Genomic DNA, 24,364 nt, shown 5'->3' with positions numbered 1-24,364 from the left:
AAGCAGGTGCGCCGCGCCGGATGCCGGTCGTGGACAAGTTGTGAAAGATCCAGTGCACAAGTTGGCAAGCGCCATGCCGCGCGATACCGCGCGATGCCGCGTCAGTGCTGCGGTCATGCGGCGGTGGCCCGGGTGGCAGACGACCCGTGGCCCCGCTGCTCATCAGGTCCGTTGCAGCCCTGCTGGTGGGGCGGCAGGCCGAAGGTCGGCGGCGGTGGGGCCATCCCCAGGCCTGCCGGCATTTCTTTCCAGTAGCGTGCCAGCGCGTCATCCAGCGAGGGCATCAGAGCGGCCCGCTCGCTCGCCAACACGCTGTAGAGGGGCTTGGGCGCGCAGGGCCCAAGCGTTTGGGCCGCCACGCCGTGCACACGGTCGACCGGGTGGCCGGCCAACCGGCACGTGAGGCGCGCCAACTCGGCCCAGCTCACGCTGCCCGCGTTCGCCAGGTGCCACAAGCCGCCGGCGCCGTCGACCAGCAGGTCGAGGACAGCGTGAACCAGGTCGGGCACATAGGTCGGCGAGACCACCTGGTCGTGGACGGCGCGCCACGGCTCACCCCGCTCGAGGGCTTGCAGCCCGAGCGTCAGGAAGTTGTAGCGGTCCCAGGGCCCGAAGAAGGCCGAGGTGCGCACCACCAAGGCCTCCGGGGAACAGGCCAGCACCTGCTGCTCGGCCGCGTGCTTGGCACGGCCATATGCGTTCAAGGGCTGGGGCGTGTCGTGTTCCAGGTAGGGACGGCGGGCCTGCCCGTCGAAGACCAGGTCGGAGGAGAAGGTCACCAGCCGCGCGCCCCATCGCTTGCAGGCCTGGGCCAGCACGACCGGCGCCAGCGCGTTCTCGCGCCACTGCCGCTCATCGTGCTCGGCCTCGTCCACCCGCACGTAGCCGGCGGCATTGATCACGGCCCAGGGCGACTCCTGTTGCAAGGCCTGCTCGACGGCCTGGGCATCGGCAATGTCGAGGTCTGCGCGAGACAACAACCGGTAGGGCAAGCCACGCAAGACACAAAGACGGGCAAAAGCTTGTGCCAGCGTGCCCCGGCCGCCGCAGATCAGCAGCGGGCGGCCCTGGACGGCGCGGCACTCGCACGCACCCTCGGGCGGGTACAGCCAGCGGATGTCACGGCGCCACCAGCCGGGGCCTTGCAACACTGGGTGGCCGGGCGGGCAGCCCGCGCTCAATTCACGTGCCATGGCGGCAAGGGCCGTGGGCCGGGGCGGGTCGCTGCGGACATCCCAGGCGCCCGGTTCATAGTGCCCACGACGTTGCGTCAGCAGGCTGTCCCAGTCATAGGTGCCGAAGGCGGCCCACAAGGTGACGGCCGCGACGTCCACCCCTTCCTGGCGTAGCGCTGTGGCGGCCTGCCAGGCTTCGAGCAGCCAGCGCATCTGCTCTTCGCGGGTGCAGCCGAGGTGGGCCTCACCGATCACCAGCTGACCGCCATAGCGCGCCGCCGTCTCACCCAGGCGGGCTTCGAAGCCGCCTAGCGCCGCACCCCGCACGCGCACCGCCTCGGTGTCGGCATAGGCGTCACGGCCATTGCCACCGTGCAGGTGGGGCGGGTAGCGCTCGAGGCGGTGATCGAGGTAACGCTCGCTGGGGACGTAAACGTTCAGCGCGATCACGTCTGGTGCCGTGGGGGAGGACCGCAGGATCTCGAGCTCTGCCTCGGTCGCGCCCGACGCGCTCAGGTACGACCAGAGCGGATGCTCGCGGTCGACACGTCCGGTGAGCAGGTCGAGCGACAGCCAGCGGCGCTGGTTGTCGAAGGCGCATTGATACTGCAGCGGCTCGGTGCCGCTGGTGTGCCCGATGTCCTCGGTCTGCACCAGACGCGCGGCCGGGTTCACGGCGCGCACCGCCGCCATTGCGAGACGCGTGCCGTGGATCTGCTGCAGCAGGGCGCGCACGAAGCCGGCATCGCTGCGCACATGCGGGTACCACACGCCGTAGAGCCCGCTGAAGCGGGCGGTGGTCAACGGCTCGTTGACCGGCGTGTAGGCTTCGACCCAGGGATAGCGGCGGGCCACGGCAGCAGCATAGCCGGCCAGCTTGTCGGGGAAGGCAGGGTCGTGCAGATCGGTGTGGCGCGGGCCGCTGCCATGGTGCACCAGGCCCATGATGGGGGCTACCCCAAGCCGTCGAAGGCGCTCCAGCCGCTCGTCCGCCCAAGACCAGTCATAGTCCCCCGGCGCCACTTCGGTGCGTTCCCACAGCAACGGGAACCGGATGCGGCGCACGCCGAGCGAGGCCAGGCGGTCCAGGTCGTCGAGGCGCGCCGCAAAGCCGCTCGCCTCGAGCTGGTCGAGGTGGGTGTCGCCGACCCGGTTGACCGTCGCTTCGGGCCCGGCCCACAGCTCCAGCGGCCTCATCCGCGCGCACCGTCCTCCCGTACACCGGCCTCATGACGCGCGCGCAGCTTCTTGAAGGTGGTGAGCGCCTGAGCCACGACCTGATCCATGTTGTAGTACTTGTAGGTCGCCAGGCGTCCGACAAAGCTGACGTGCTGGAGGCCTTCTGTCTCGGCTTCGTAACGTCGGTACAGCTCGGCATTCTCCGGCCGTGGCACCGGATAGTAGGGGTCGCCCTCGCCGCACGGGTATTCGTACACGACCGACGTGTGCGCATGTGCCTGGCCGGTCAGGTGCTTGAACTCGCTGACCCGGGTGTAGGCGTAGTCGTTGGGGAAGTTGACGGTGCCGACCGGCTGGAAACGTTCTTGCGGCAGCGTGACACGCTCGAAACGCAGGCTGCGGTAGGGCAGCTTGCCGTGGCGATGGTCGAAGAAGGCGTCGATCGGGCCGGTGTAGACCATGTGGCGCCAAGGCACCCACTGCATCACTTCGCGGTAATCGGTGTTCAGCATCACCTTGATGTTCGGATGCCGCAGCATCTTCTCGAACATGCGCGTGTAGCCGTGCAGCGGCATCGCCTGGAACGTATCGGTGAAGTAGCGGTCGTCACGGTTGGTGCGGGTCGGCACCCGGGCGGTGACGCTCGCGTCCAGCTCAGAGGGGTCCAGGCCCCATTGCTTGCGCGTGTAGCCACGGAAGAACTTGTTGTAGAGGTCGCGGCCCACCTTGCAGACCACCACGTCTTCAGAGGTCTTGATCTGCTCCTTCTGTTCGGCCACCGACTCGAAATAGGCGCTCAGTTCATGGGCCGTGAGGTTCAGCCCATACAGTCGGTTGACGGTGTCGAGGTTGATCGGCATCGGCACCAATTGCCCGTCGACACTGGCCAGCACGCGATGTTGATAAGGCCGCCATGCAGTGAACTGCGACAGGTACTCGAACACATCGGCCGAATTGGTATGGAAGATGTGGGGCCCGTAGGGATGGATCAGGATGCCGGCGTCGTCGTAGCAGTCGTACGCGTTGCCTCCGATGTGCGGCCGTTTCTCCACCACCAGCACACGCTGGCCAAGCTGGCTTGCGAGCCGCTCGGCCAACACGCTGCCCGCAAAGCCGGCACCGACGATCAGGTAGTCGAAACCTGGGCCGGGCGCACGTGCGTCGGAAGGACCAGACGACGGGAGAGGACCTGGAACATCTCGGCTCGCGATCAAGACAGCACTCCTGCAGGGGACGGCGGTTGCCACCGCTGGGCCGCCGGGGCCGCGTGCGGATCCTCAAGGGCCGTGTTCCGAGAGGTTGCTCTCGCCTGGCAAGCCCTGTTCCCGTCGCCGCGCCCCGGCACGGGCTTTGCCGGTGCTGACGGCCGGCCTCGAGTTAACGCAACGGCGCCCTCTCAAGGACACACGATGACAACTTTCCAAGGCATGCACATCCACGCGCTGCGGCGCGATCGATTTACCTACCGCGGTGAATACGAGGTCACCGGACGCGAAGCGCAATGGTCGGCCCAGGTGTGGCTGGGCGAGACGCTGGTCGAAGAACCGCGCGGCATCGCGCCTTTCGACTCGGCCGACATGGACCCGGTCAAGGCGGTGATGGCCCAACTGCACGCGAAGATCGACGCGCTCGATGCCCCGCTGCCGCGCTGACCGGCCGCACGCCGGCTCCAGGCCTTTGTTTTTTATGTGAACATATCGGGCTGGACCCCCACGTTTGCGCCAGCCCATGCCCCCTCCCCTGCCCGACTTCCACCGCCGCCAGCCGGTGCTCGACCACGTTCGCGACATCCTGGCCTTCTATCACCCGCGTGCCATCGACCCTCGCGGCGGCTGCTTCCAGTTCTTCAAGGACGACGGCACCGTCTACGACGCCACCACCCGGCACCTTGTCAGCAGTACACGCTATGTGTTCCTGTGGGCCATGGCGGCGCGCCATTTCGACGAGCCGGCCTTTGGCGACAACCTGCGGCACGCGCTGCGCTTCCTGCGCGACGTGCATCGCGACCCGCACACCGGCGGCTACGCCTGGCAGCTGCGCTGGCACGACGGGCGTGCCGAGGTGACCGATACGACCCACCATTGCTACGGCCTGGCCTTCGTGCTGCTGGCCTATGCGCATGCGCTGCGGGGCGGCGTGAGCGAAGCGCGCGAATGGCTCGACGAGACCTATCAACTGATGGAGCAGCGCTTCTGGGAGCCGGCGCACGGCCTGTATGCGGACGAGGCCGGTGCCGACTGGCAGCTGCGCCCCTACCGTGGCCAGAACGCCAACATGCATGCGACCGAGGCATTGCTGGCGGCGTTCGAGGCGACCGGCGAGCGCCGCTACCTGGACCGCGCGGCGCTGGTCGCCGAGTCCATCGTGCAACGGCAAACCGCCCTCACCGGCGGCATGGTCTGGGAGCACTACCGTGAGGACTGGACGCCCGACTGGGACTACAACCGGCACGACCGCAGCAACATCTTCCGCCCCTGGGGCTTCCAGCCGGGGCATTTGACCGAGTGGGCCAAGCTGCTGCTGATCCTGGAGCGCCACCGCCCGCTACCGTGGCTGCTGCCACGGGCCGAGGCCTTGTTCGAGGCCGCCTTCCGGCATGCGTGGGACGAGCAGCACGGCGGCTTGTACTACGGCTTCGCGCCCGACTTCTCGGTCTGCGACGACGACAAATACCACTGGGTGCAGTGCGAGAGCCTCGCCGCGGCAGCGGTGCTGGGCCACCGCACGGGCCGAGCCGAATACTGGCGCTGGTACGACAGGCTGTGGGCTTATTGTTGGCAGCACTGGGTCGATCACGAGCACGGTGCGTGGTTCCGCATCCTGACGCGTGACAACCGCAAGCTCACCGACGAGAAGAGTCCCGCCGGCAAGGTCGACTACCACACCACCGGGGCATGCTACGAGATCCTGGGAACCTTGCCGGGCTGACGCCCGGCCGAGGCGGGCCCGGCCTGCGGGGCAGGCAGGCCCTGAAGGCCGTGCCGTCAGGCAGCCTCGGCGTACGCGACAGCGGCCGGCGGCGGCGGCATCATGCCGGCATCGCGCACCGCCTGCGCCACGGCAGGGCTCATGTTCACCGGTCGCAGTGCCACTTGCGGATGCTGCTGCACGAACACACGGAAGAGCTCGTCGGCAAACGCCTGCCCGATGGCCGGCACATCGGCGAAATCGAGGTCGACAGTCTCGAACGATTCGAACCGCGAGAGGATGCGCTTGGCCTGCGCGCGCGATTCCAACCCTTCGCCGCCCAGGCGGGCCAGCCGCATCGGCACCACGGTACGGCCGAAATCGGCCCCGCTGTGAACCGCCGCATGCTCTTCGTAGACCTGCGCCAGGCTGCGCGTGGTGTTCAAGGGCAGCGACATGAAGATGGTGGTGCCCGGCCGGTGCAAGGGGTTGGCCGACAGCCAGTCGCGCCGCTGCCAGTGCTGGTGCTGATAGACCAGGCCATTGGCGTACAGGTCGAACACGTCGAACAGCCGTGACGTGAAGAACAGGCCACGGCCGGTATGACGCGCCGGCTGCGTCGTCAGTTTGCCCTTGGTCAGCTCGAGCAACGCAAGCCGCGGGTCGTCGATCTGGAATGCCTCGCGAATCCGCTCGAACACGCCGCAGCCGTCGTCGCTCATCAGCAGGTGCAAATGTGTGCGGTTCTGCCGCATCGACACGGTGACCTGGCGGCCGCCGCTGTGGTCGATGGCGTTGTTGAGCAGTTCGGTGAAGGCGTGGTGGGCCAGGCCCGCGACGCCCTCCGCGAACGAGAAGCAGGGGGCGAAATCACGCTCCCAGGGGGTCTGCTCGTCCAGACCGGCCAGGGTATAGGTGTGGGTGACCTCGCGCAGCGCGCCGGGCCGGTACTGCGGCCGGCTGCGGCCCTCGCGTTCCAGCCAGCCCGTCGCCATCAGTTCGCGCAAGGCGCGGGTCGCGGTGCTGCGGCCCACGCCGTAGCGAGCGGCGACGCGGGCCGACAGGTCATGGCGATGGAAAGTGGCGCCGGTGGTAATCCAGCGCTGCAGGTCGACTCGGTTCAGACGCTGCATCACGGCCTCTTGTCATGGGGAATGGGGAGAGTGTGCGCAAAGAGGCCGGTGCGCGAGCGGTGGAGAAGGCAGGGGAAATCGCCTTTTCTCGAGGTTTGCGAGGGCCGGTTCAGCAGCGACGCCCGCCTCGCGCCGGCGACGAAAAAGCCGCGGCCAAGGCCGCGGCTGACTGGAGGGTGCGGAGGTCGACTCAGACCGAGCCCGTCACACGCTCCCAGCCGTGGCGCACCGCCAGCTTGAAGCGGTCCCACGGGCTGTTGGGGTTGGACGCGGTCCACTCGCGCTGCAGTTCGGGCTCGAAGTCCTCCCAGCGCCGGCCGGCATAACGGCTGTCGCCGGCCATGCCGTGGCCGTAGCGATAGGCCGGCAGGTAGTCTTCGTAGCGCGCGCCGCTCGCGGCATAGCTGGTGTCGAAGTGCGAGCGGAAGTCGGTGTCGTAGGTCTCGAACGGCCGCGACGAGCCGGCGCCCAGCCGCTCCACCTCGACCTCCGTGCGCTTCAGGTTGTCGCGCACGACCTCCTGCTGGTGCGTCACGTCCTTGCCGACCACCACTTCCTCGACCACCCGGGCCGACTTGCTCACGACCGCCTTCTCGGCCGTCTCGCGCACTTCGAGCGTGCGGTCCTGCTGTGCCGCGCGCAGGTCGGCATCGGTGGCCGGCCGGTTGACCGGGCGTCGCTCCACCCGGGCATGTTCCGACGCCAGGTCCAGCGATTCCTGCACCGGCGTCTCGACAGTGCGGGCATACACCCGCACGCCGCCGGCCTGCACGCTGCGCTTGCCGACCTCCAGTTCCTCCTTCACCACCGGGATCACCTGCTCCTGGCCGGAGATACCGCTCTTCAGGGTGTTGGTGTTGGTGCCAGCGCTGTCCAGGCCCGTCGCCGTGCTGCCCTGCGCGGTCGTACCGCGCCACTGCGACATGTGCTCCTCGACGTCGACGGCGCCGGCACTCACCAGCGCTTCACGCGCCACGTCCACCAGCGGTTCGTCTTCGACGTCCACCTTCACCACCGCGGCACCATGGCGCATCGCCTCGGCGTACTGGCCGACCTCATGTTCGTCGTCGGGCCCGAACAGTTCCGAGAAGAAGTTGCGGACACTGCCCATCACACCGCCGTCGTCGCGACGCAGCGATGGGTCTTGTGCCTCGATGTCGTCATCGGCCGCGGTGACATGGATGTCGTCCGGGTCGATGCCTCGGGCGGCCAGGGTGTTTGCGGCCTGCTGGGCAGCCGCATAGCGATCGAAAACACCAACAACGGTTTGTCTCATGGAAGCTCCTTTCCGTGTGAACGAAAGCGGGCCGGTAGGCCCGCCGGTTGGGGTTATGCAGACCGCGGTACGGCCTGCTGGTCGAGAGAGGTCGGCGGCAAGTCGACGGGCTGCCAGGAGCCGTCGGGCTGCTGGCGTTCGACCACCGCGTGTTCGCGCTTGAGCATCACCTCTTGGGTGCTGCCCGTATGGCGGCGCTGCCGCCGCAGGCGGATCTCTTCCTTCAAGACCCAGCGGCGCTGCACCACGACTTGCTCTTCATAGACCGGTACCACCAGGACGTCGCCGTCCTGCCAGGGACCCATCCGCTCTTCGCAGTCTTCGCAGATCCGACCCACGGCAACACGCTCGACCACGACGTCGTCGTGCACCTCGGACAGGTCCAGCCGCTCGGGGACCTCCTCGGTCACGACCCTCACGCGCACGGCGCCGGTCTGCTCGAGACTGCGCGTCACGACCGGCCGTTCTTCGACGATCGGCAAGGTCGTCTCGCGCCGCGAGGACACCGGCGTGCTGGGAGGGACAGGGGGGTTCATGGCGGCAGGGCTGTAGAAGGCGGATACAGTCCATGGGGCAATGGGGGTGCCCGCGGCACTTCCGGGTCCATCAACAGTTCACATCTGCATGATCTGTAGCGAGGTGGGCCACGGCGGCAAAGATTGCCGCTGCTCAGCGTGGGGTGTTGGGATGTGCGACGGATCGTGCACCGCCGCTGCCAGACGCACGACCTGCTCGGCTCACCGCGCCACCGGTCGGCCTGTTCACCCAGTGAGGGCTTTGCCTTCCCGCGCCTGAAGTGGCGGGGCACACCGGCAACGCCTAAGCTGTGAATCGAACGATTCCGGTCCGCTCTGTCCGCGCGTGGTTCGACGAGGAGAACACCTTGAAGCCCATCAATCCCCTGATCCGACGTCAGCCCTCAGCAGTTTTCCTTGCTCCCGTCGCGTGCCGCAGCGCCCGTCACGTGCGATGGCTTCATGCGCTCGCCCTCCTGGCTTGCTGCTGCGGGAGCGTAGCGGCAGCGCCGGTCGAAGCGTCCGCCTCGTGGTCGAACCTACGATTCGAGGTGATTGACCTCGACCTCCACGACGGTGTCGAGGCGGGCTACAGCGTCGGCCGAACGCTGTCGCTCGACGCATATACCGATGCCTACGTGTCGGCACGCCCGGATGGTCATTGGTCCAACAACGAGATTGCGAGACGATCATCTGAGCCGCGGTATCTCGCGGCCGTGAGCGCCGAGGTGTCGTTGCCGCGCCTGGGCGGGGAGGCCTCGCTCGATCCCCTCTCGGGTGCTCATGTCAGCGGCTATCTGTGGGGCAGAGGCGAGGTCGTATCGGACGTGTCTACCCATCTGAGCGTCCCATACTATTCGCCCCCCATCGGTGAACTCGCGCTCCTGCTCAACCCGAACACCCAGCTGACGGCAACCATCGACCTGAACTACAGGCTCACCGATGCGGGGCTGCTGAACGGTCTCTACACCACCGCCAGCTACTCGGCCATCATCGAGAGCCACGCGATGGGCAGCGACTCCCGAGACGTCGGCTACACATGGGGCACCACCAGCAACGACGAGCTGGCCGAGACCTCGGAGTGGTCCACCACGCTCTCCACGACGATGCTCAATCGCTCAAACCGTGTTCTCGATCACGCCATTCAGCTGCAACTCGGGATCAATGTCCAAGCGGTCCCCGAGGCGTCGACCTGGTCGCTGATGGCGGGTGGCCTGGGCCTGCTCTCGAGCCTCTCGATCTGGACCCGGCGGCGTCGATACGCGAACGCCGTACGCGTTCAGCCACCTCATGCGTGGACGCGCCCGATCTAAGGCGATGGGCCTGATGGGACGCCGCGCAGAGCCGGGTCCTGACGCATCGCATCGAGCACCGCACCGGCGCCGGCGCCACGGGTCGGGGCCGGCGGCGGCGGGGGCGGTGGCGGCGGGGGCGGTGGCGCGCCACTGCTGTCGGCTGGCGACGAGCCGAGCGGCACATCCTGCTTGAGGCTCTTCATCACACGCTCGATCTCGGACGCGCCCTTGGGCGCACCCGCATCGTCCGGCGGCACGGTCTCACCGGGCAGCGGTGGCGGCGGCGGTGAGGGCTCGCCGGGCAGCGGGTCCGCATCGGGGCCGCTCTCGCCGCTCCACGGGTCGCCCCCTTCGGCCGTGCCGTCGCCCGGGAATTCCTCGACGGGGGGCGGCAGCGGCGGATAGCGCGACGGCGGGAAGCTGGCCTTGAGGTCGAGCGCCTTGCCTTTGATCGCCGTCCGAAAGAAATCCCCCACCACCAAGGCCGCGTTGTGGCCGCCCTGGCCCCAGTAGTTGCTGCGCATCGTGACCCGCTGGTCGTTGAAGCCGACCCAGGCGCCCGCCACCAGGTCGGAATGCATCAGGATGAACCAGCCGTCGGTGTTGTTCTGCGTGGTCCCGGTCTTGCCTGCCAGATCGCCCGACAGACCGAAACGGGCCCGAGCCCCGGCACCGGTGCCTTCGGTGACCACACCGCGCATCATGTCGATCACTTCCACCGCGGCATCGGTCGACAGCGCGCGCCGGGTGGTGGGCGCGAACTGGGCCAGCACCTCACCGCGCCGGTCGGTGATGCGCCGCACGAACACGGGGTTGCGATGTTCGCCCTGTGCGGCAATCGTGGCGTAGCCGTTGACCATCTCGAGCAGCGTCACCGGGCTGGTGCCGAGCGCGAGCGACGGCACGGGGTCGAGCTTGCTTTGCGAGACACCGGCCGCGCGCGCCAGCGCGACCACGTCGGCCACGCCGACCTCCTGCATCACCTGGGCGGTGATGGTGTTCTTGGAATACACCAGGCCTTCACGCAGCGTCATCTCGCGTCCGGAGGAGCCCGACATGTCGGTGGGCCGCCACACGGTGCCATTGGCCTGGCGTATCTCGACCGGTGCGTCGAGGTAGAGCCGGTACGGTGCGATGCCACGCTCGACCGCGGCGGCATAGACGAAGGGCTTGAACGTGGAGCCGGGCTGCCGCTGCGCCTGCGCCACATGGTCGAACTGGTCGCGTGCGAAGTCGCGGCTGCCCACCCAGGCCTTCACTTCGCCAGAACGCGGATCGATCGCGACGAAGCCTGCTTCCAGACGTGTCTTGTCGGCGCGCAAGGCGGCGAGAAACTCTGCATCGGCCTTCAACTGGGTCAGGGCGGCGGCCTCCCCGAGGCCGCCCGAGACCAACTTCTTGAACGCAGCGGAGTCCCGGATCAGCTCGGCTTCGAGGTCGCGCCGCTGCTGCCAGAAATAGGCGAAGGATGTCGCTTGGGCCGCCAGCTTCCGATAGGCGCCGGCGGTATGCGACACGGTCGACAGGCGCGGCCGGCTCCATTCCACGTCGGCCACCGCCTGCAGTGCCTCGCCGTGCTCGCGCACCGCGTTCTCGGCCGCCTCCTGCAAGCGGCTGTCGAGCGTGGTCTCGATCACGAGGCCGTCGCGGTAGATATCGTAGCCGCGCGCCTCGGCCCACTCCGTGACCCATTTGCGCACGTGCTGTGCAAAGTGGGGCGCGCTCCCCAGGTCTTCGCTCGGCCGGGTGAACTGCAACTTGAGCGGCTGCTGCGACAGCTGCCGGACCTGCTCTTCACTGAGCACGCCGCGCTTGCCCATCTGCGACAGCACGACGTTGCGACGCTCACGCGCCCGCTCCGGATGGATGACCGGGTTGTAGAGATAGGTGCCCTTGAGCATGCCGACCAAGGTGGCGCTCTCGAGTTCGTCGAGTTCCTGTGCACTCTTGTCGTAATAGGTGCGGGCCGCCATTTCGATGCCCACCACACCGTAGAGGAAGGGCATGGTGTTGAGATAGGTCTCGAGGATCTGGTCCTTGCTCAGCACACCTTCGATGCGCCGCGCCGCAATCATCTCCTTGACCTTGCGGTTCAGCGAGCGCGCACGGCCGATCTCTTCGGGAAACAGGTTGCGGGCCAGCTGCTGGGTCAGCGTCGAGCCGCCTTGCAGGTCGCCGACGGCACTGTGCAGCACCGCCGAAACGGTGCGCAAAGCGTCGATGCCGCGATGGTCGTAGAAGCGGTGGTCTTCGGTGGCGATCAGGGCCTTCACGACAAAGGGCGAGATGCGGGCCAACGGCACCGGATCGCGGGTGACACGACGAAACTGTGTCAAGACTTTGCCGTCAGCCGACTTCAGGACCGTCGGGCGTTCGGCATGGGCCGAGCGCAAGGCATGGGTGCCCGGCGTCGATCGCGCCATCAACACCAGGTAGACCGCCAGCACCGGCAGTGTCAGGACCGCCACCAGCAGCAACCACCGCAAGGGCCGGCGGCGCCCGCGTCGTGGCGATGTCGGCTCAGGGGCGTGCGTCGGCGTTGCCCGGGAAGAAAAGCGATTCACGTTGGACTCCATCCGCGCCGGCGCTGGCGTGCATAGCAAAAGAAACACCCGGCGCGGCCCGCCGATTGCACCAGATGTGGCGCCGACGGTTGCAACCAAGCACTTCCGCGTCCAACGCTGTCGCCTGACGGCACCACCGCGGGCGCCGGCCGTGACGCGACGCCCGGTGCCCTGCTGCTTCACTCTGTGCCCCCTGTTCTCGGTGCGGGCACCCCATGCCGCCCCGCCCACGAAGGACGGCCTCCGGAAGGCCTCCTACAGTTTCAACCTGGTACACCGCACCCCTGCGCAAAACGGCACGATCGTGGTCCATCATTCATGCACTCGTTTGAATTGCTCATTTGAAATGAGTGTTGCGAGCTGCAGAGTACGAACCAAAACATCGAGCGCGCGTCATGCCGCCACAGCCCCGTGTCAACGGGCACAGGAGACAAGCGATGAGGTGGTCCCTCCAGCTGGCTCACGGCCGGCGTGATCTGCCGGCCTGCCCGGCTGCGACCGGCGCGCGACCGACCGCCTCGTCACACATCCCCTCTCGATGCACTGGCCCGGTACCCGACGGTCCCGGCTCGGCTGCTGCCATTCCCACTCTTTTGCAACCCTGAGGAGCTTCCCATGCCCTATTCCACCCGCACGCAGTTGGGCGAGTTGCTGGACAACGAACAGACCAAGGCCGTGCTCGAGAAGCACATGCCCGGCATCGCCGCTCACCCGCAGATCGCCATGGCCCGTGGCTTCCCGCTCGCCACCGTGGCCCAGTTCTCGGGTGGACTGATCACGCAGGAAATGCTGGACGCGGTCGACGCCGAACTCGCGCCCCTCGGTTGACCCGCGTGCAGCCCGATCACACGATGGAGAGTGCGCCCCGTAAAGACAGAAAGGCCGGCGAGGAGACGCGACAGCGCATCCTCGACGTCGCCGAACGGGCGTTCATCCAGCAGGGTTTCGACGCCCTGTCGCTGCGCCAGATCACCGAGCAGGCGCAGGTCAACCTGGCCGCGGTGCACTACCACTTCGGCGGCAAGGAGGCCTTGCTGCACGCGATGCTCGAGCGCCGCATCGGCCCGCTCAACGTCGAGCGCTTGCGCCTGCTCGACGCCTGCCAAGCCGCCTGGCCCGACGCACCACTGAGCTGCGAGCATGTGCTGGCGGCGATGTTCGTGCCGGCCTTGCGCCTGGCGCGTCCCGCGCCCGACGGAGATCCGTCTTTCCTGCGCCTGCTGGGCCGTGTCTACACCGACACCTCGCCCGCGGTGATCGACTATCTCGAGCGCCACTACGCGCCCGTCTTCGACCGCTTCTTCGAAGCCTTCGCGCGAGCGCTGCCCCATATGCCGCGCGCCGACCTGGGCTTGCGGCTGCACTTCTCGCTCAAGGCGCTGGCCGGGGTCCTGGCCGGCGACGACATCGAGCAGTTGATCGCCGCGTTCAGCCAGGGCAAGGCGCTGACCGAGGCGCAGCTGCTGAGTCGGCTGATTTCGTTGATGGTGGCGGTGCTGAAGGAGCCGCTGCTGCAGATGCAGCGCAGCGCCGCGCTCGAGGAAGTTTTGCGACTCGCCGACCTGCCCACCGGCAGCAAACGTGCCGGCAATCTCCGCATGGTGCACGGCGGCGAGCCCGACCGCCCGTTGCACGGGCACCGCCGCGATTGAGCGGCGGCGCGTCACGAGACCTACCTGAGGACCACATGATGGGTGTACCGATTCCCGAAACCGAGCGTGTGTGGCTCAAGTCCTACCGCCCGGACGTCCCGTTCGAAGTCGACCCCGACCGCTACCAGAGCATCGGCGACTTCTTCGACGAGAACGTGCGCCGCTACAGCGAGCGTGCGGCCTTCGTCAGCCTTGGCAGCGAGATGAGCTATCGGCGCTGCGGCCAATTGGCCGAGGCCTTCGCGGCCTGGCTGCATCGGCAGGGCGTGCGCAAGGGGGACCGGGTGGCCCTGATGATGCCGAACTGCCTGCAATACCCGGTCTGCTTGTTCGGCACGTTGTTGGCAGGCGCGGTGGTGGTCAACGTCAACCCGCTCTACACGGCGCACGAGCTGGCGCATCAACTGCAGGACAGCGGCGCCGAAACCATCGTCGTCCTCGACATGTTCTCGAACACGCTGGCCGAGGCGCTTCCCGGCACCGCCGTGAAGCGGGTGCTGGTGACCGGCATCGGCGACCTGCTCGCGCCGGGCCTGAACCTCAAGGGCCGCGTCGTCAACCTGGTGATGCGGCGTAAAACCGATGGCGCCGCGGGGCCCGCGCGGCCGATCGCCGGCGCGCTGCCGCTGCGGCGAGCGCTCGCCGAAGGCGGCCGGCTGCCGCGCCCCAGCGTCACCGTCGAGCCCACCGACCTGGCCTTTCTGCAATACACCGGCGGCACCACCGGCGTGGCCAAGGGCGCGATGCTGACCCACCGCAACATCGTCGCCAACCTGCTGCAATCGCTCGCATGGCGAGGCAAGCTCGACGATCCGAACCGCGTCGAGACCAATCTCAGCCTGCTGCCGCTGTATCACATCTTCTCGCTGACGGTGAACTGCCTGATCTTCATGGGCTTGGGCGGCCGCAATGTGCTGATCGCCAATCCGCGCGACGTGAAACGGGTGATGCAGGTCATCCGCCGCGAAAACTTCACCGGCATCGCCGGTGTCAGCACGCTGTTCAACTCTTTCCTGGAAGACGAGACCTTCTGCCAGCGCGACTTCTCGCAGCTCAGGCTGACGATCTCGGGCGGCATGGCGACACCGCAGGCGATCGCCGACCGCTGGCAGCAGCTGACTGGCAAGTGCATCATCGAAGGCTATGGGCTGACCGAATGCTCGCCCATCGTCACGATCAACCCGATCGACTTCGACCATCCCGAGCACATGCGCTTCACCGGCACCATCGGCCTGCCGGTGCCCTCGACCGAGGTGCGCTTCCGAAGCGACGACGGCAGCTGGGCGCCGCTCGGCGAGCCGGGCGAGTTGTGCGTGCGGGGCCCGCAGGTGATGGCCGGCTACTGGGGGCGGCCGGAAGAAACCGCCAAGGTGATCGACGCCGAAGGCTGGTTGTCCACCGGCGACATCGGCGTGATGGACGAGCACGGCTACGTGCGGCTGATCGACCGCAAGAAAGACATGATTTTGGTCTCGGGCTTCAACGTCTATCCCAACGAGGTCGAAGACGCGGTGATGGGGCACCCCGGCGTTCGGGAGGTGGCGGCGCTCGGCGTGCCCGACCCGGTGGCCGGCGAGCGCGTCAAGATCGTCGTCGTGCGCAAGAACCCGAAGCTGACCGAGGCCGAGCTGCTGGCGCACTGCCGCGAGCGCCTGGTGGGCTACAAGATGCCGCGCGTGGTCGAGTTCCGCGAGACCGAACTGCCGAAAAGCAACGTCGGCAAGATCTTGCGGCGCGAGCTGCGCTGACGGCGGGCGGCGTGTGGGCACCGTCACAGCGACGGCCTGTGGTGTCCCTGTCTCACTCCCGAGTCCGAGAGGAGCTCACCTCATGACGATCCGCCCACGCTTTGCACTGCCGGCCACAGCGCCAGGCGCCGCCGCCCGGTGTCGGGCCATCTTCGGTCTGCTGGGGCTCGCGGTTGCCCCTGTGGCCGTTGCGGTCACGGTCACACCGGCCGGTGACCTGGTCGCGGCCGGCACGCTGAGCTATCGCAAAGGCTTCGCCGGTCTCAGCTGTCCGACCACCTTCACCGGCACCATCAGCGCCAGCGGCGCCGTCACCATCAACGCGGCCTCTTTCACGACGCGCGGCCTGTGCGCGCAGATTTCGGCTATGTCCCTGCCCTGGACCGGCCAGGCCGACCCGCGCGGCGTGCTGGTGATCGACAACGCGGCGGTCGAGGTCAAGGCGCCTTTCGTCGGCGGGCTGTGCGGCCCGAGCCGCATCGAACTGCAATGGGACAACACCCATTCGACGCTGACCTTCAAAGACGTGCTGCTGCAAGCCCCGACCGGCTCGAGCTGCAAGACCAACGGGCAGATCACGGTGTCGCCGGCGCTCGACGTCCAGCCCTGAGGGGGCGCCCGGCGGCGTCTGCTGTGCGGCCGGCCCGCGCCGGCCGCGGGCATCAGCTCGAGCGGCCCGACACCACCTGCTCCTGGAACAAGCCCGGGCTCTTGCCATACCAGCGCCGAAACGCATGCTGGAAAGCACTCGGCTCCGAGAAGCCGAGCAGTTCGGCCACCTGTGAGATCGCCATGCCCTGGCGGAGGTGACGCACCGCCGCCCGGCGGCGCACTTCGTCCAACAGGTCCCGAAAGTTGTGCCCCTCGGCATCGAGCAGCGAACGCAGCTGCCGCGGCGAGCGCTCGAGCAACACCCCGACCCGCTCCAACGACACCTCCTCCTGCCGCGACAACAGCGTCGAGATGGCCACCACCACCTTGTTGCGCAGCGGAGTCTTCTGCGCCAATGTCTCCTTGAGCTGCTCGGCCTTCTCGGTGAGGAAATGCCGCAGGTAGCTGTCGGCGGTGCGGCAGGGCAGGGTCAGATAACCGGCATCGAACAATAGGCTGTTGTCGCTGGCACTGAAGCTGATCTGCGCACCGGGAAACGCCCGTTCATACGCGTCGCGGTAGCCCGGGTCTCGGTGCATGAAACGCACGCTGCGACAGCGCAGCGGCAGCCCGGTGAAGCTCTGGCCGAACCACACGGTGAGCGAGAGGATATGTTCGGCCAGAAAACGCGATTCGTAGCGCGGATCGCGACAGGTGTAGACAAAACGCGCCGCGTCGCCCTCGACCATGTAGTCCACGTCCTCGGCCTGCGAGACCAGCAAGGCGTATTGCCGCCAATGCTCGATCGCGGAGCCTATCGTCGGGCAGCGCATGCCCAGATGCGCGACGAAATGCAGCTTGTTCTCGGGGTAGTACTTGTGCAGTTCGAGCGCGATCGAGGGGTTCTCCAGTTCTTTGCTCGCGAACTCCCACAGGCGTTCGATGGACGACAGCGGCAGCCGCACGTCGGCGCGGCGCCCGTCGGGGCTGCGCAAGTCGGACGGGCGCACGCCGGTGGCCCGCTCGATGCGTGAAGAGGCGACGCCGCGGCGCATCAGTAGCCGTACCAGCGTCAGGGCCGATTCGAAGGCGGTGGCAGTCGGTTCGGGCAAGGCCGCGGTGAGGGTCGCTCCGCGGTGGTCATCAAGGTCAGAGGCTGACATGGGGCAGCCTCAACAGGGGTGCGGATCAGCCACACGTGGCATGTCCGGGCGCACTTTCATTGCAGTCTCCGTTGTCTCCTGGGCCGGTGTCTCGCGGGGCCTGGACGGCCTGTTTTGGGGAAAGCGAACCACCGTCTTGCAACACTCAGCGTCGCGATGATTGCGCCGAGCAAAGACCTCGGGGGTAAACGTTGGTAATGAGCATCGACGCGACGTAGCAAGCGGCTTGGAACGTGATTGAAGCGTCCAGCACTACGACACAACAGCCGCTGTCGATCATTGCGACAGCACCCCCCCTTTTGACATCCTTCGGCGTCGCAGGCCACGGTGGACAGGCCACCTCCTCATTGGAAGGGGGTGTCGTGTCGACCCGGCATCCTGGTGCAGACCTCGCGGACATCTGCCCCGGCGCCTGCGGAGACAACGATCCGCGTGAACATACCTAGTGGAGTGAAAATGCAATCTTCCCAACACGTGCGCACCTTCAAGCGCCTGCTTCTGGCTGTCGCCGCTGCCGCTGCCATCCCGTCGGTCGCCTCGGCTCAGGCCTGGACCGTCGATGGCGGCAACGCCACTCTCACCTTCTCGCAGGAAGCACTGGACACGCTCAACCTGATCACCGTGTCGGTCAGCGGTTCGGGCGAAACCACCTCGCCGGGTGCCGGCCAATTCGTGTTCCCGATCATCGACGGGACCTTCTCCGGTGACTCGCTGGCCACCATCATCACCCAGCCCACTGCCGGCGTGAACCTGACGCGCGGCGAGACCGTCATCTCCCTGAACGACTTCCGCGTCGACGCTGCGTCGAAGACCCTGTTCGGCGACATCACCATCGGCGACACCGTGACGCAAGACACCGCCCTCTACACCTTCACCACGGTGACGGAAGAGCGTGTCTCGCTGGGCGGCCAACAGGAAGAGCGCCGCCTCTCGTCGAGCGGCATGTTCATCACCGAGACCGCGCTGAACACGCTGAGCGACGCACTGGGCGTGCCGGCCTTCCTGCGCCCGGTGGTCGGCGAAGTCGACTTCGGCACGCTGAACGGCGTGGTGAACGTGACGGCGGCGGTGCCCGAGCCCTCGACCTACGCCCTGCTGGGCCTGGGCCTGGCCGGTGTCGGCTTCCTGAGCAAGCGTCGCCGCGCCAAGGCAGCTTCGGAAGAAGCGGCCGCGCAAGCCGCTTGATCCAGCGCTAGCTCGTCCTCCGACTGCCCTGCCGCACCGACATGCGGCAGGGCAGTTTTTCGTTGGGGGATGCCGCTCACTCGTCCGGCCGGCTGCACAGCCAGATGCCGACGCACAGCAGCACGGAGGGCAGGGCCACCTTGAACCACAGCGGCAACGGCGTCAGCCACACCAGCGCGCCGCTGCACGCCATGCCGACACAGGCAAACCACTTGGCCCGGCGGGGCACGGCGCCACGCTCGCGCCAGCGAACGATCGGCGGCCCGTAACGAGGGTGGGCCAGCATGCGGGCCTCGAGTTCGGGCCAGCCCCGGCCCGCAGCCCAGGCGGCGGCGAGCAGGAAGGGGACCGTGGGCACCACCGGCAGCAACACGCCGACCAGGCCCGCCACGATGCAGACCACTGCGAGAGCGCGCCACAGCAGCGTGGCGGTGCGTTTCAGCACGAGCGCTGGGGCGCCCGGCGCCGGTCGGAACAAGCGGGAACAGAGGGCGAAGACAACAACATGGCGCGGGCTACCTTATCACGGCCGCTACCGGGCCAGGCCCCGCCTGGCCTGCGCCGCGGTGCGGGCCGGCGGTCTCACCCGCTCGCGCCGCCATGCTGCGCAAGATGCTCGAGCATCAGGTCGGCCACCCGCTGCGTCTGCTCCTCGAGCAGCCAGTGCGAAGCGCCCGCCAGGGCCTCGTAACGATATGGCCCGGTCACATGCTGCCGGGTGGCCTCGGCGGCCGTCGCGCCGAGCGCTTGGTCGGCCGAGCCCCAGATGTAAAGCGTCGGCACCTGCACCGGCCCGACCTCGGCGCGCCGGTCGGCCGCGCGGTACCAGTTGAGGCCGCCGGTCAGCGCGCCCGGCTGGCGCAATCGCTGCACGTTCTGCTCGACACGTGGCGCCGGCACCTTGCCCCGGTAGGCCTGCCGCAGCACGCGCGCACCACGCGCCAGCATCAGCCGCTCGGCCAGATGCCAGCGCAGTCGAAACAACGCGACGTAGATCGAACGTCGACGCTGGTCTGCGTCCTCGGCAAGCGCCTGCTTGAAGGCGGCCGGGTGGGGGGTGGACAACACGGTCAGCGACAGCAGGCGTTGCGGATGGCGTTCCGCGAGCCGCCAGGCCACTGCCCCGCCCCAGTCGTGCCCCGCGAGGTGAAACCGGGGCCGGCCGAGCGTGTCGGCCCACGCGAGCACATCGGCTACCAGGCGGTCGACGTGGTAGGCGGCCACGTCGCGCGGCCGTGCGCCGGGCGAATAACCGCGCTGATCCACCGCCACCACCCGGTAGCCGGCGCCAGCCAGCAACGGCATGACGCCGTCCCATGCATCGGCAAACTGGGGAAATCCGTGCAGGCACACCACCAGCGGGCCATCGTCCGGGCCAGACGACAGGGCATCGAACTGCAGGCCGTCGTGGGCCAATCGCAACGAGTCTGTGGACATTGAAACTCTTTCAGGAGCCGGACATGCGGTGGCCCGGCACGCACCACCCTCCGTGCCACACAACGGTTCGGCAGCGCTACAGTCGCGGCTCATCAGGAGGGATGATGTTGTCGGAACAGACGCAAGACGCCAGGGTCGCCGCGCCCACCCGCCACACCATGCTGTCATGGTACGTGCAAGGCGCCCGCAGTGCCGTGCTGGCCGAGCCGCGCTGGGACCGGTTGCGCGTCACACCCGCCACCTTGGCGGTCCTCACGTTGGCCGGTGTGCTGCTGCAAGCCGTGCTGGAACGAGCGTATCAGGTCGGGGGCGCCGATTTCGACTGGCGCGCGCTGGCCTCGGGCTGGCTGCCGATGCTGTTGCTGGTCTGGGCCTGCTATCTCGTGCGCACCGTCCCCCCGTCCCCGCCCGCCGGGCCACCGGCTGCCGCGTTGCTCGCCTTGCTGTTGGCACAGAGCCAGTGCATCAGCCTCGGCTTCGGCCTGTTCTATCTGTTGCAACAGCGGCTCGGCCTTCAGGTCGACACCGAATGGGCGGCATGGGCCGTCTGGCTGGCCCCCACCGTGTGGGCCACGCTGGCGCAGCTGCGGATGTTATGGCGCGCGGCCTGCGGCAACGGCTGGGCCTGGACGCTGGCATCGCTGACGCTGGTCGCCGGGGCCGTGCTGCTGCACGTCGAGCCCCCCGCACCCTTGTGGACACCGCGCGATGACGAAGGCGCACCGGCGCGCCGGCTGGCCTTGACACAGGAGTTGCTGGAGGCCCAGCCCCGCCTGCTGACCGAACGGCTGGATCAGCTGCAGCGTCAGCGCCCCGGCGTGGTCGACCTGTACGCCATCAGCTTCGCGCCCTACGCGGACGAAGACGTGTTCCGGCGCGAAAGTGCGATGGTGGCCGAGGTGATGGCGCAGCGCTTCGATGCGGGGGGCCGCAACCTGCAGTTGGTCAACCATGTCGACACGGTCCACGAATGGCCGTGGGCGACGCCCACCAATTTACGTCGGGCCATCGAACGCGTCGCATCGCTGATGGACCGCGACGAAGACGTGCTGTTTCTCCACCTCACCTCGCACGGCGCGCGCGACGGCCGCCTCGCCGCTGCGTTCTGGCCGCTCGAGGTCGACGCCGTGACACCGGCCGACCTGAAAGCCTGGCTCGACGCCGCCGGCATCCGCTGGCGTGTGGTGTCGATCTCGGCCTGCTATTCCGGCAGCTGGATCGCGCCGCTGGCCGGTGAGGGCACGCTGGTGATGACGGCGGCCGACGCGGAGCACACGTCCTACGGCTGTGGCCGCGGCTCGGAGCTGACCTTCTTCGGGCGCGCGATGTACGACGAGCAGCTGCGCCGCAGCACGCTGTCGTTCGAGGCGGCCCACGCCGCCGCACGCGAATTGATACGCGAGCGCGAGATCGCCGCCGGCAAGTCCGACGGTTATTCGAATCCGCAAATCCATGTCGGCCCCGCCGTGCGGCAGCCGCTGGCGGCATTGCAGGCCCGGGTGGCGGCGGGCACGGTGGCCAACGCGCGCACGGCGACGCCCTGAAGCCCGCGGGCGAGCACCGCCGCTCGCCGCCCAGCCCGGCCCCGCCCCATCAGGCCCGCGCCGGTTGCACCATCAGGCAGAGGGGGCCGGGCCGGTCGGCTTTGCACGCGCCGAGCCGCCGGCGCCCCGCCTGGGGGGCGACGCGGGCTGTTGGTGGCGGCAAACCCAGCGCTCGATCCCTTCGAACACGCCCTGCACGAGCAGCGCGAGCAGTGCCGCCGGCACCGCGCCGGACAGCAGGGCCGCATGGTCGTTGAGGGCCAACCCGGTGACGATACGCTCGCCGAACCCGCCAGCGCCGATGAAGGCGGCAATGGTGGCCGTGCCGACCGTGATCACCGCCGCGGTCTTGATGCCGGCGAGGATCACCGGGGCCGCCAAGGGCAGGTCGACATGCCGCCAACGCTGCAGTCGCGTCAAGCCGAGCGCCAGGCCGGCCTCGCGCAGGCCCAAACGCACCTGGCCCAGCCCGGCCGCGGTGTTGCGCACGATCGGCAGCAGCGCGTACAACCCTAAGGCGACCAGCGCCGGCACGGTGCCGATGCGGCCCATCAGCGGGATCAGCACGGCGAACAGCGCCAGTGACGGCACCGTCTGCAACACGCCGACCAGGGCCATCAACGGCGCTTCCAGCCGCGGCACGGCGGCCGCTGCGGCGCCCAGCGGCACGCCGATCAGCGTGGCGGCGGCCACCGCGACCGCGACCAGCATCAGGTGCTGAGCGGTCAGACGCCCGAGGTCATCGCCCAGCAGCCGGTCCAGCCAGCGGTTGCGGGGGGCCGCCGCGGCGGGTGGCGGCCGGTCGGCCAGGAAGTCCCGGGCGATGTCGGCGAACGGACGGCCTTGCAGTTCCGCCTCCCCGTTCATCGCGATCATCGCGGCCGTGTCGACACGCCCCTCCAGCGCGGTGATGGCGCGCCAGGCCGCAGGAAAGCGGCGCGTCACGTCGAGGCGGTACAGCAGCACCGCGTCGTAGCGGGGGAAAAAACCGAGATCGTCCTCTAGCACCGCGAGCTGCAGTTGGGCGATCTTGGCGTCGGTGGTGTAGATGTCGGTGACGGCGATGCGGCCGCTCGCCAGCGCCGCATAGGCGACACCGTGGTCGATGCCCAGCGGCCGCTGCGGCAACCGGTAGCGTGCCGCCAGCCCGGGCCACCCATCCTGGCGACCGAGGAACTCGTGCGACAGGCCCACCGCCAGCGCCGGATGCGCCTTCAGACCGCTGAGCGTGCGCAGTCCGAGGCGCTGTGCGTCCTGCCCCCGCATCGCCAGCGCGTAGCCATTGGCGAAGCCGAGTGGCACCGCCACGCCCAGACCCCAGCGCGCCAGTTGGGCCCGCATCGCGTCGAGCGAGGTCGGGCTGCGGTTCTTCAGGATCTCGGCGTCCAGCGTGCCGAGGTATTCGGGATAGACGTCGATGGCGCCGGCCTTCAAGGCCTCGAAGACGACCGCGGTATTGCCCAGCCCCTGTCGGTGCTCGACCCGCGCGTCACGCCCAGCCGCTTGCGCGACGATCTCGGCCAGGATGTAGGACTCGGTGAAGCGCTTGGAGCCCACCACCAGCCGGTCGTCGTCCGCACCGGCGCTGCCGCAACAGGCCCACAGACCGACCGCCAGGGCGGCCAGTCGGCGCCACGCCGCACGGGCGCGCGCCGCGCCGTCACGTCCGCTGGGCCTCAGCCAGCGCTGCACATGAGATTGCATGACCGCCCTCCTCCCGCCAACAGTGATCGGCCGAGTGTGCGCAAGGCACGGCGGGACGTGGCGACCGGATGTTTCCGAACGCGGGCGCTGTGGCTCGGGGGCTCAGTCCAGCTTGTCGGCCAACTGCCGCAGCGTCGGGCAGGCCAGCAGGCTGCCGTCCGGGAACACGCACACCGGCAAGCGCGGGTCGTCCAGACCGGTGACACCGGCCTGCAGCCGGGCCTGCTCGTCGTCGACCAGTTCGATCCAGTCGAACGGCGCGTCGTGCCGATCGAGGAAGTCGCAAACCGCCCGTGCGGTGGCCGATCCGCGCCGGCCGTAGATGGCGATCTGGGCCCCCCGGGCGGAGGGTTCGTGGCGCGTCGCCGGGCTGCGTTGCACGCCGAGGGTCCACGGCGACGGATCGCTGGCCGGGAAGGTCTCGCGCAGGCTCTCGTCGATCTCGTCCTCGGACGGAATCACGGGCGGTGCCTGGCCGGCGTCGCCGTCGCTCGGGAGCTGAAGAGGGTGTGCGGTCATGGCAGGACGGTGGGGTGGGGCCCAGGGTGAGGGTGCAAGGCCGTGGCAGCGGCGGACAGGTGCCGGCGCAGTCGGGAGCTTAGGCGAGCGCGCTGCAGATTTCCTTCGCAGGGCCACTGGTCTCGGGTTCGGACCGTGCGCCCCCGAAAGAGCACCGAGGCTGCCGACATCATCGCACCGTCCGGGCCCTCATGCCGGTCCCGCAGGCGTCAGCCCAAGATCTCCTTGAGCACTGTCTTGAGCCGCTTGCGGCCTTCGGCGTTGGTGGCGCGCCAGGCCTTCAAGGCCAACGCCAAAAACTGTTGCTCGGCCGGGCTCAGCCCCTGGGGCGCGCGCTCTTCATCCAGCCAGCCGGCGGGCACGTTGCAGGCCACCTCCAGCTGCCGCGCCAGCTTGTCGCCGATCGGGCGGCTGCTCTTGATCTGGCTCCACATGCTCGGGCTGATCTGCAGCTTCTGTGCAAATGCCTGCTCGAGCCCCTTGGGGGGCACGCCGTTGCGCATCTGGGCCTCGGCAAACTGCTGGAACAACGCTTGAACGTTCTGACGGCGGATCACGGCGGGGGTCGACACGGGGCGGCAAGGGTGGTTCAGCTTCGGGGGCGGTATTGTCGCACCCGGGGACCACATCCGGTTAAGACTCTTTACGGTAGAGGCCCCCGATGCCAGGCCCGTCACCCGGTGGAATCACCGTCGCAATGGGCCCGTGTTGTGGCAACGCTTCCCCTCGGCCCGGCGACCCCCGACCGGGCCTCGGCCACCTCCCCCGCAAGGGGTT

General features: G+C 68.4%; 21 protein-coding genes. 9 read left to right on the top strand and 12 right to left on the bottom strand.

The window, feature by feature from the left end; all coding sequences use genetic code 11:
* Positions 1 to 113: 113 nt before the first annotated feature.
* Both AAW51_RS03925 and glf read right to left on the bottom strand, forming a co-directional pair.
* Entirely contained in the window at positions 114 to 2,372 is a 2,259-nt protein-coding gene (locus tag AAW51_RS03925) for a sugar nucleotide-binding protein (protein ID WP_083438063.1), read from the bottom strand.
* The gene (glf, locus tag AAW51_RS03920) at positions 2,369 to 3,484 is read right to left on the bottom strand and encodes a UDP-galactopyranose mutase (RefSeq protein ID WP_047197376.1); all 1,116 of its coding nucleotides are present in this window, start codon (positions 3,482 to 3,484) and stop codon (positions 2,369 to 2,371) included. The genes AAW51_RS03925 and glf overlap by 4 nt, the downstream gene beginning before the upstream one ends.
* 279 nt (positions 3,485 to 3,763) lie before the next feature.
* Here glf and AAW51_RS03915 point away from each other — a divergent pair, with 279 nt between their 5' ends.
* Entirely contained in the window at positions 3,764 to 4,006 is a 243-nt protein-coding gene (locus AAW51_RS03915) for a hypothetical protein (protein ID WP_157359604.1), read from the top strand.
* A 76-nt stretch (positions 4,007 to 4,082) separates the two neighbouring features.
* Positions 4,083 to 5,282 (top strand): AGE family epimerase/isomerase, encoded by a 1,200-nt coding sequence (locus AAW51_RS03910; RefSeq protein WP_047193558.1) that lies wholly within the window; start codon positions 4,083 to 4,085, stop codon positions 5,280 to 5,282.
* Between the two features lie 56 nt (positions 5,283 to 5,338).
* Here the strand turns inward: AAW51_RS03910 and AAW51_RS03905 are convergent, their stop codons facing one another.
* The 3 genes from AAW51_RS03905 to AAW51_RS03895 form a co-directional block, all read right to left on the bottom strand.
* The gene (locus AAW51_RS03905) at positions 5,339 to 6,394 is read right to left on the bottom strand and encodes an STAS-like domain-containing protein (protein ID WP_047193557.1); all 1,056 of its coding nucleotides are present in this window, start codon (positions 6,392 to 6,394) and stop codon (positions 5,339 to 5,341) included.
* Positions 6,395 to 6,584: 190 nt separating this feature from the next.
* Positions 6,585 to 7,670: a YsnF/AvaK domain-containing protein gene (locus AAW51_RS03900; protein ID WP_053013318.1), complete on the bottom strand. Its 1,086-nt coding sequence runs from the start codon at positions 7,668 to 7,670 to the stop codon at positions 6,585 to 6,587.
* 53 nt (positions 7,671 to 7,723) lie between these two features.
* Positions 7,724 to 8,206, bottom strand: coding sequence for a YsnF/AvaK domain-containing protein (locus AAW51_RS03895; protein ID WP_083438062.1), 483 nt, complete (start codon positions 8,204 to 8,206; stop codon positions 7,724 to 7,726).
* 530 nt (positions 8,207 to 8,736) lie between these two features.
* Here AAW51_RS03895 and AAW51_RS03890 point away from each other — a divergent pair.
* Entirely contained in the window at positions 8,737 to 9,498 is a 762-nt protein-coding gene (locus tag AAW51_RS03890; protein WP_047193555.1) for a PEP-CTERM sorting domain-containing protein, read from the top strand.
* Here the strand turns inward: AAW51_RS03890 and AAW51_RS03885 are convergent.
* Positions 9,495 to 12,044, bottom strand: a complete 2,550-nt coding sequence (locus tag AAW51_RS03885) for a penicillin-binding protein 1A (RefSeq protein ID WP_238947755.1) — start codon at positions 12,042 to 12,044, stop codon at positions 9,495 to 9,497. The two genes, AAW51_RS03890 and AAW51_RS03885, sit on opposite strands and share 4 nt — an antisense overlap.
* 615 nt (positions 12,045 to 12,659) lie before the next feature.
* Between AAW51_RS03885 and AAW51_RS03880 the strand changes: the two genes are divergently transcribed.
* The 4 genes from AAW51_RS03880 (at position 12,660) to AAW51_RS03865 (ending at position 16,054) form a co-directional block, all read left to right on the top strand.
* The gene (locus AAW51_RS03880; protein WP_053013316.1) at positions 12,660 to 12,872 is read left to right on the top strand and encodes a hypothetical protein; all 213 of its coding nucleotides are present in this window, start codon (positions 12,660 to 12,662) and stop codon (positions 12,870 to 12,872) included.
* A 23-nt stretch (positions 12,873 to 12,895) separates the two neighbouring features.
* Positions 12,896 to 13,696, top strand: a complete 801-nt coding sequence (locus tag AAW51_RS03875) for a TetR/AcrR family transcriptional regulator (RefSeq protein WP_053013315.1) — start codon at positions 12,896 to 12,898, stop codon at positions 13,694 to 13,696.
* A gap of 35 nt (positions 13,697 to 13,731) precedes the next feature.
* On the top strand, positions 13,732 to 15,444 hold the full coding sequence (locus AAW51_RS03870; RefSeq protein WP_417903596.1) for an AMP-binding protein: 1,713 nt from the start codon (positions 13,732 to 13,734) through the stop codon (positions 15,442 to 15,444).
* An 82-nt stretch (positions 15,445 to 15,526) separates the two neighbouring features.
* The gene (locus AAW51_RS03865; RefSeq protein WP_053013314.1) at positions 15,527 to 16,054 is read left to right on the top strand and encodes a hypothetical protein; all 528 of its coding nucleotides are present in this window, start codon (positions 15,527 to 15,529) and stop codon (positions 16,052 to 16,054) included.
* Between the two features lie 52 nt (positions 16,055 to 16,106).
* Here the strand turns inward: AAW51_RS03865 and AAW51_RS03860 are convergent, their stop codons facing one another.
* On the bottom strand, positions 16,107 to 17,198 hold the full coding sequence (locus AAW51_RS03860; RefSeq protein WP_047193554.1) for an AraC family transcriptional regulator: 1,092 nt from the start codon (positions 17,196 to 17,198) through the stop codon (positions 16,107 to 16,109).
* 456 nt (positions 17,199 to 17,654) lie between these two features.
* On the opposite strand from AAW51_RS03860, the gene AAW51_RS27820 reads away from it, so the two are divergent.
* On the top strand, positions 17,655 to 18,383 hold the full coding sequence (locus AAW51_RS27820; protein ID WP_053013313.1) for a PEP-CTERM sorting domain-containing protein: 729 nt from the start codon (positions 17,655 to 17,657) through the stop codon (positions 18,381 to 18,383).
* Positions 18,384 to 18,459: 76 nt separating this feature from the next.
* Here the strand turns inward: AAW51_RS27820 and AAW51_RS03850 are convergent, their stop codons facing one another.
* Together AAW51_RS03850 and AAW51_RS03845 are read right to left on the bottom strand one after the other, a co-directional pair.
* The gene (locus AAW51_RS03850; protein ID WP_238947754.1) at positions 18,460 to 18,828 is read right to left on the bottom strand and encodes a YbaN family protein; all 369 of its coding nucleotides are present in this window, start codon (positions 18,826 to 18,828) and stop codon (positions 18,460 to 18,462) included.
* A gap of 137 nt (positions 18,829 to 18,965) precedes the next feature.
* On the bottom strand, positions 18,966 to 19,820 hold the full coding sequence (locus AAW51_RS03845; protein ID WP_047193553.1) for an alpha/beta fold hydrolase: 855 nt from the start codon (positions 19,818 to 19,820) through the stop codon (positions 18,966 to 18,968).
* Between the two features lie 101 nt (positions 19,821 to 19,921).
* Here AAW51_RS03845 and AAW51_RS03840 point away from each other — a divergent pair, with 101 nt between their 5' ends.
* Positions 19,922 to 21,364, top strand: a complete 1,443-nt coding sequence (locus tag AAW51_RS03840; protein WP_047193552.1) for a C13 family peptidase — start codon at positions 19,922 to 19,924, stop codon at positions 21,362 to 21,364.
* 72 nt (positions 21,365 to 21,436) lie between these two features.
* Here the strand turns inward: AAW51_RS03840 and AAW51_RS03835 are convergent, their stop codons facing one another.
* The 3 genes from AAW51_RS03835 to AAW51_RS03825 all read right to left on the bottom strand — a co-directional run bounded on the left by AAW51_RS03835 (position 21,437) and on the right by AAW51_RS03825 (position 24,159).
* Positions 21,437 to 23,068, bottom strand: a complete 1,632-nt coding sequence (locus AAW51_RS03835; RefSeq protein ID WP_083438059.1) for a glycine betaine ABC transporter substrate-binding protein — start codon at positions 23,066 to 23,068, stop codon at positions 21,437 to 21,439.
* A gap of 102 nt (positions 23,069 to 23,170) precedes the next feature.
* The gene (locus AAW51_RS03830) at positions 23,171 to 23,587 is read right to left on the bottom strand and encodes a hypothetical protein (protein ID WP_047193551.1); all 417 of its coding nucleotides are present in this window, start codon (positions 23,585 to 23,587) and stop codon (positions 23,171 to 23,173) included.
* A 209-nt stretch (positions 23,588 to 23,796) separates the two neighbouring features.
* The gene (locus tag AAW51_RS03825; RefSeq protein ID WP_047193550.1) at positions 23,797 to 24,159 is read right to left on the bottom strand and encodes a hypothetical protein; all 363 of its coding nucleotides are present in this window, start codon (positions 24,157 to 24,159) and stop codon (positions 23,797 to 23,799) included.
* Between the last annotated feature and the right edge of the window lie 205 nt (positions 24,160 to 24,364).

Source organism: Caldimonas brevitalea (assembly GCF_001017435.1).
Lineage (GTDB): Bacteria > Pseudomonadota > Gammaproteobacteria > Burkholderiales > Burkholderiaceae_C > Caldimonas > Caldimonas brevitalea.
The sequence above is the reverse complement of the archived record's forward strand: the minus strand, read 5'-3'. Positions and strand labels throughout refer to the sequence as shown.

Coding starts and splice junctions, on each gene's coding strand:
- AAW51_RS03915 (WP_157359604.1), top strand. CDS start 3,764: ATGACAACTTTCCAAGGCATGCACATCCACGCGCTGCGGCGCGATCGA.
- AAW51_RS27820 (WP_053013313.1), top strand. CDS start 17,655: ATGCAATCTTCCCAACACGTGCGCACCTTCAAGCGCCTGCTTCTGGCT.
- AAW51_RS03910 (WP_047193558.1), top strand. CDS start 4,083: ATGCCCCCTCCCCTGCCCGACTTCCACCGCCGCCAGCCGGTGCTCGAC.
- AAW51_RS03860 (WP_047193554.1), bottom strand. CDS start 17,198: ATGTCAGCCTCTGACCTTGATGACCACCGCGGAGCGACCCTCACCGCG.
- AAW51_RS03835 (WP_083438059.1), bottom strand. CDS start 23,068: ATGCAATCTCATGTGCAGCGCTGGCTGAGGCCCAGCGGACGTGACGGC.
- AAW51_RS03900 (WP_053013318.1), bottom strand. CDS start 7,670: ATGAGACAAACCGTTGTTGGTGTTTTCGATCGCTATGCGGCTGCCCAG.
- AAW51_RS03840 (WP_047193552.1), top strand. CDS start 19,922: ATGATGTTGTCGGAACAGACGCAAGACGCCAGGGTCGCCGCGCCCACC.
- AAW51_RS03895 (WP_083438062.1), bottom strand. CDS start 8,206: ATGAACCCCCCTGTCCCTCCCAGCACGCCGGTGTCCTCGCGGCGCGAG.
- AAW51_RS03865 (WP_053013314.1), top strand. CDS start 15,527: ATGACGATCCGCCCACGCTTTGCACTGCCGGCCACAGCGCCAGGCGCC.
- AAW51_RS03870 (WP_417903596.1), top strand. CDS start 13,732: ATGATGGGTGTACCGATTCCCGAAACCGAGCGTGTGTGGCTCAAGTCC.
- AAW51_RS03925 (WP_083438063.1), bottom strand. CDS start 2,372: ATGAGGCCGCTGGAGCTGTGGGCCGGGCCCGAAGCGACGGTCAACCGG.
- AAW51_RS03845 (WP_047193553.1), bottom strand. CDS start 19,820: ATGTCCACAGACTCGTTGCGATTGGCCCACGACGGCCTGCAGTTCGAT.
- AAW51_RS03905 (WP_047193557.1), bottom strand. CDS start 6,394: ATGCAGCGTCTGAACCGAGTCGACCTGCAGCGCTGGATTACCACCGGC.
- AAW51_RS03830 (WP_047193551.1), bottom strand. CDS start 23,587: ATGACCGCACACCCTCTTCAGCTCCCGAGCGACGGCGACGCCGGCCAG.
- AAW51_RS03880 (WP_053013316.1), top strand. CDS start 12,660: ATGCCCTATTCCACCCGCACGCAGTTGGGCGAGTTGCTGGACAACGAA.
- AAW51_RS03875 (WP_053013315.1), top strand. CDS start 12,896: ATGGAGAGTGCGCCCCGTAAAGACAGAAAGGCCGGCGAGGAGACGCGA.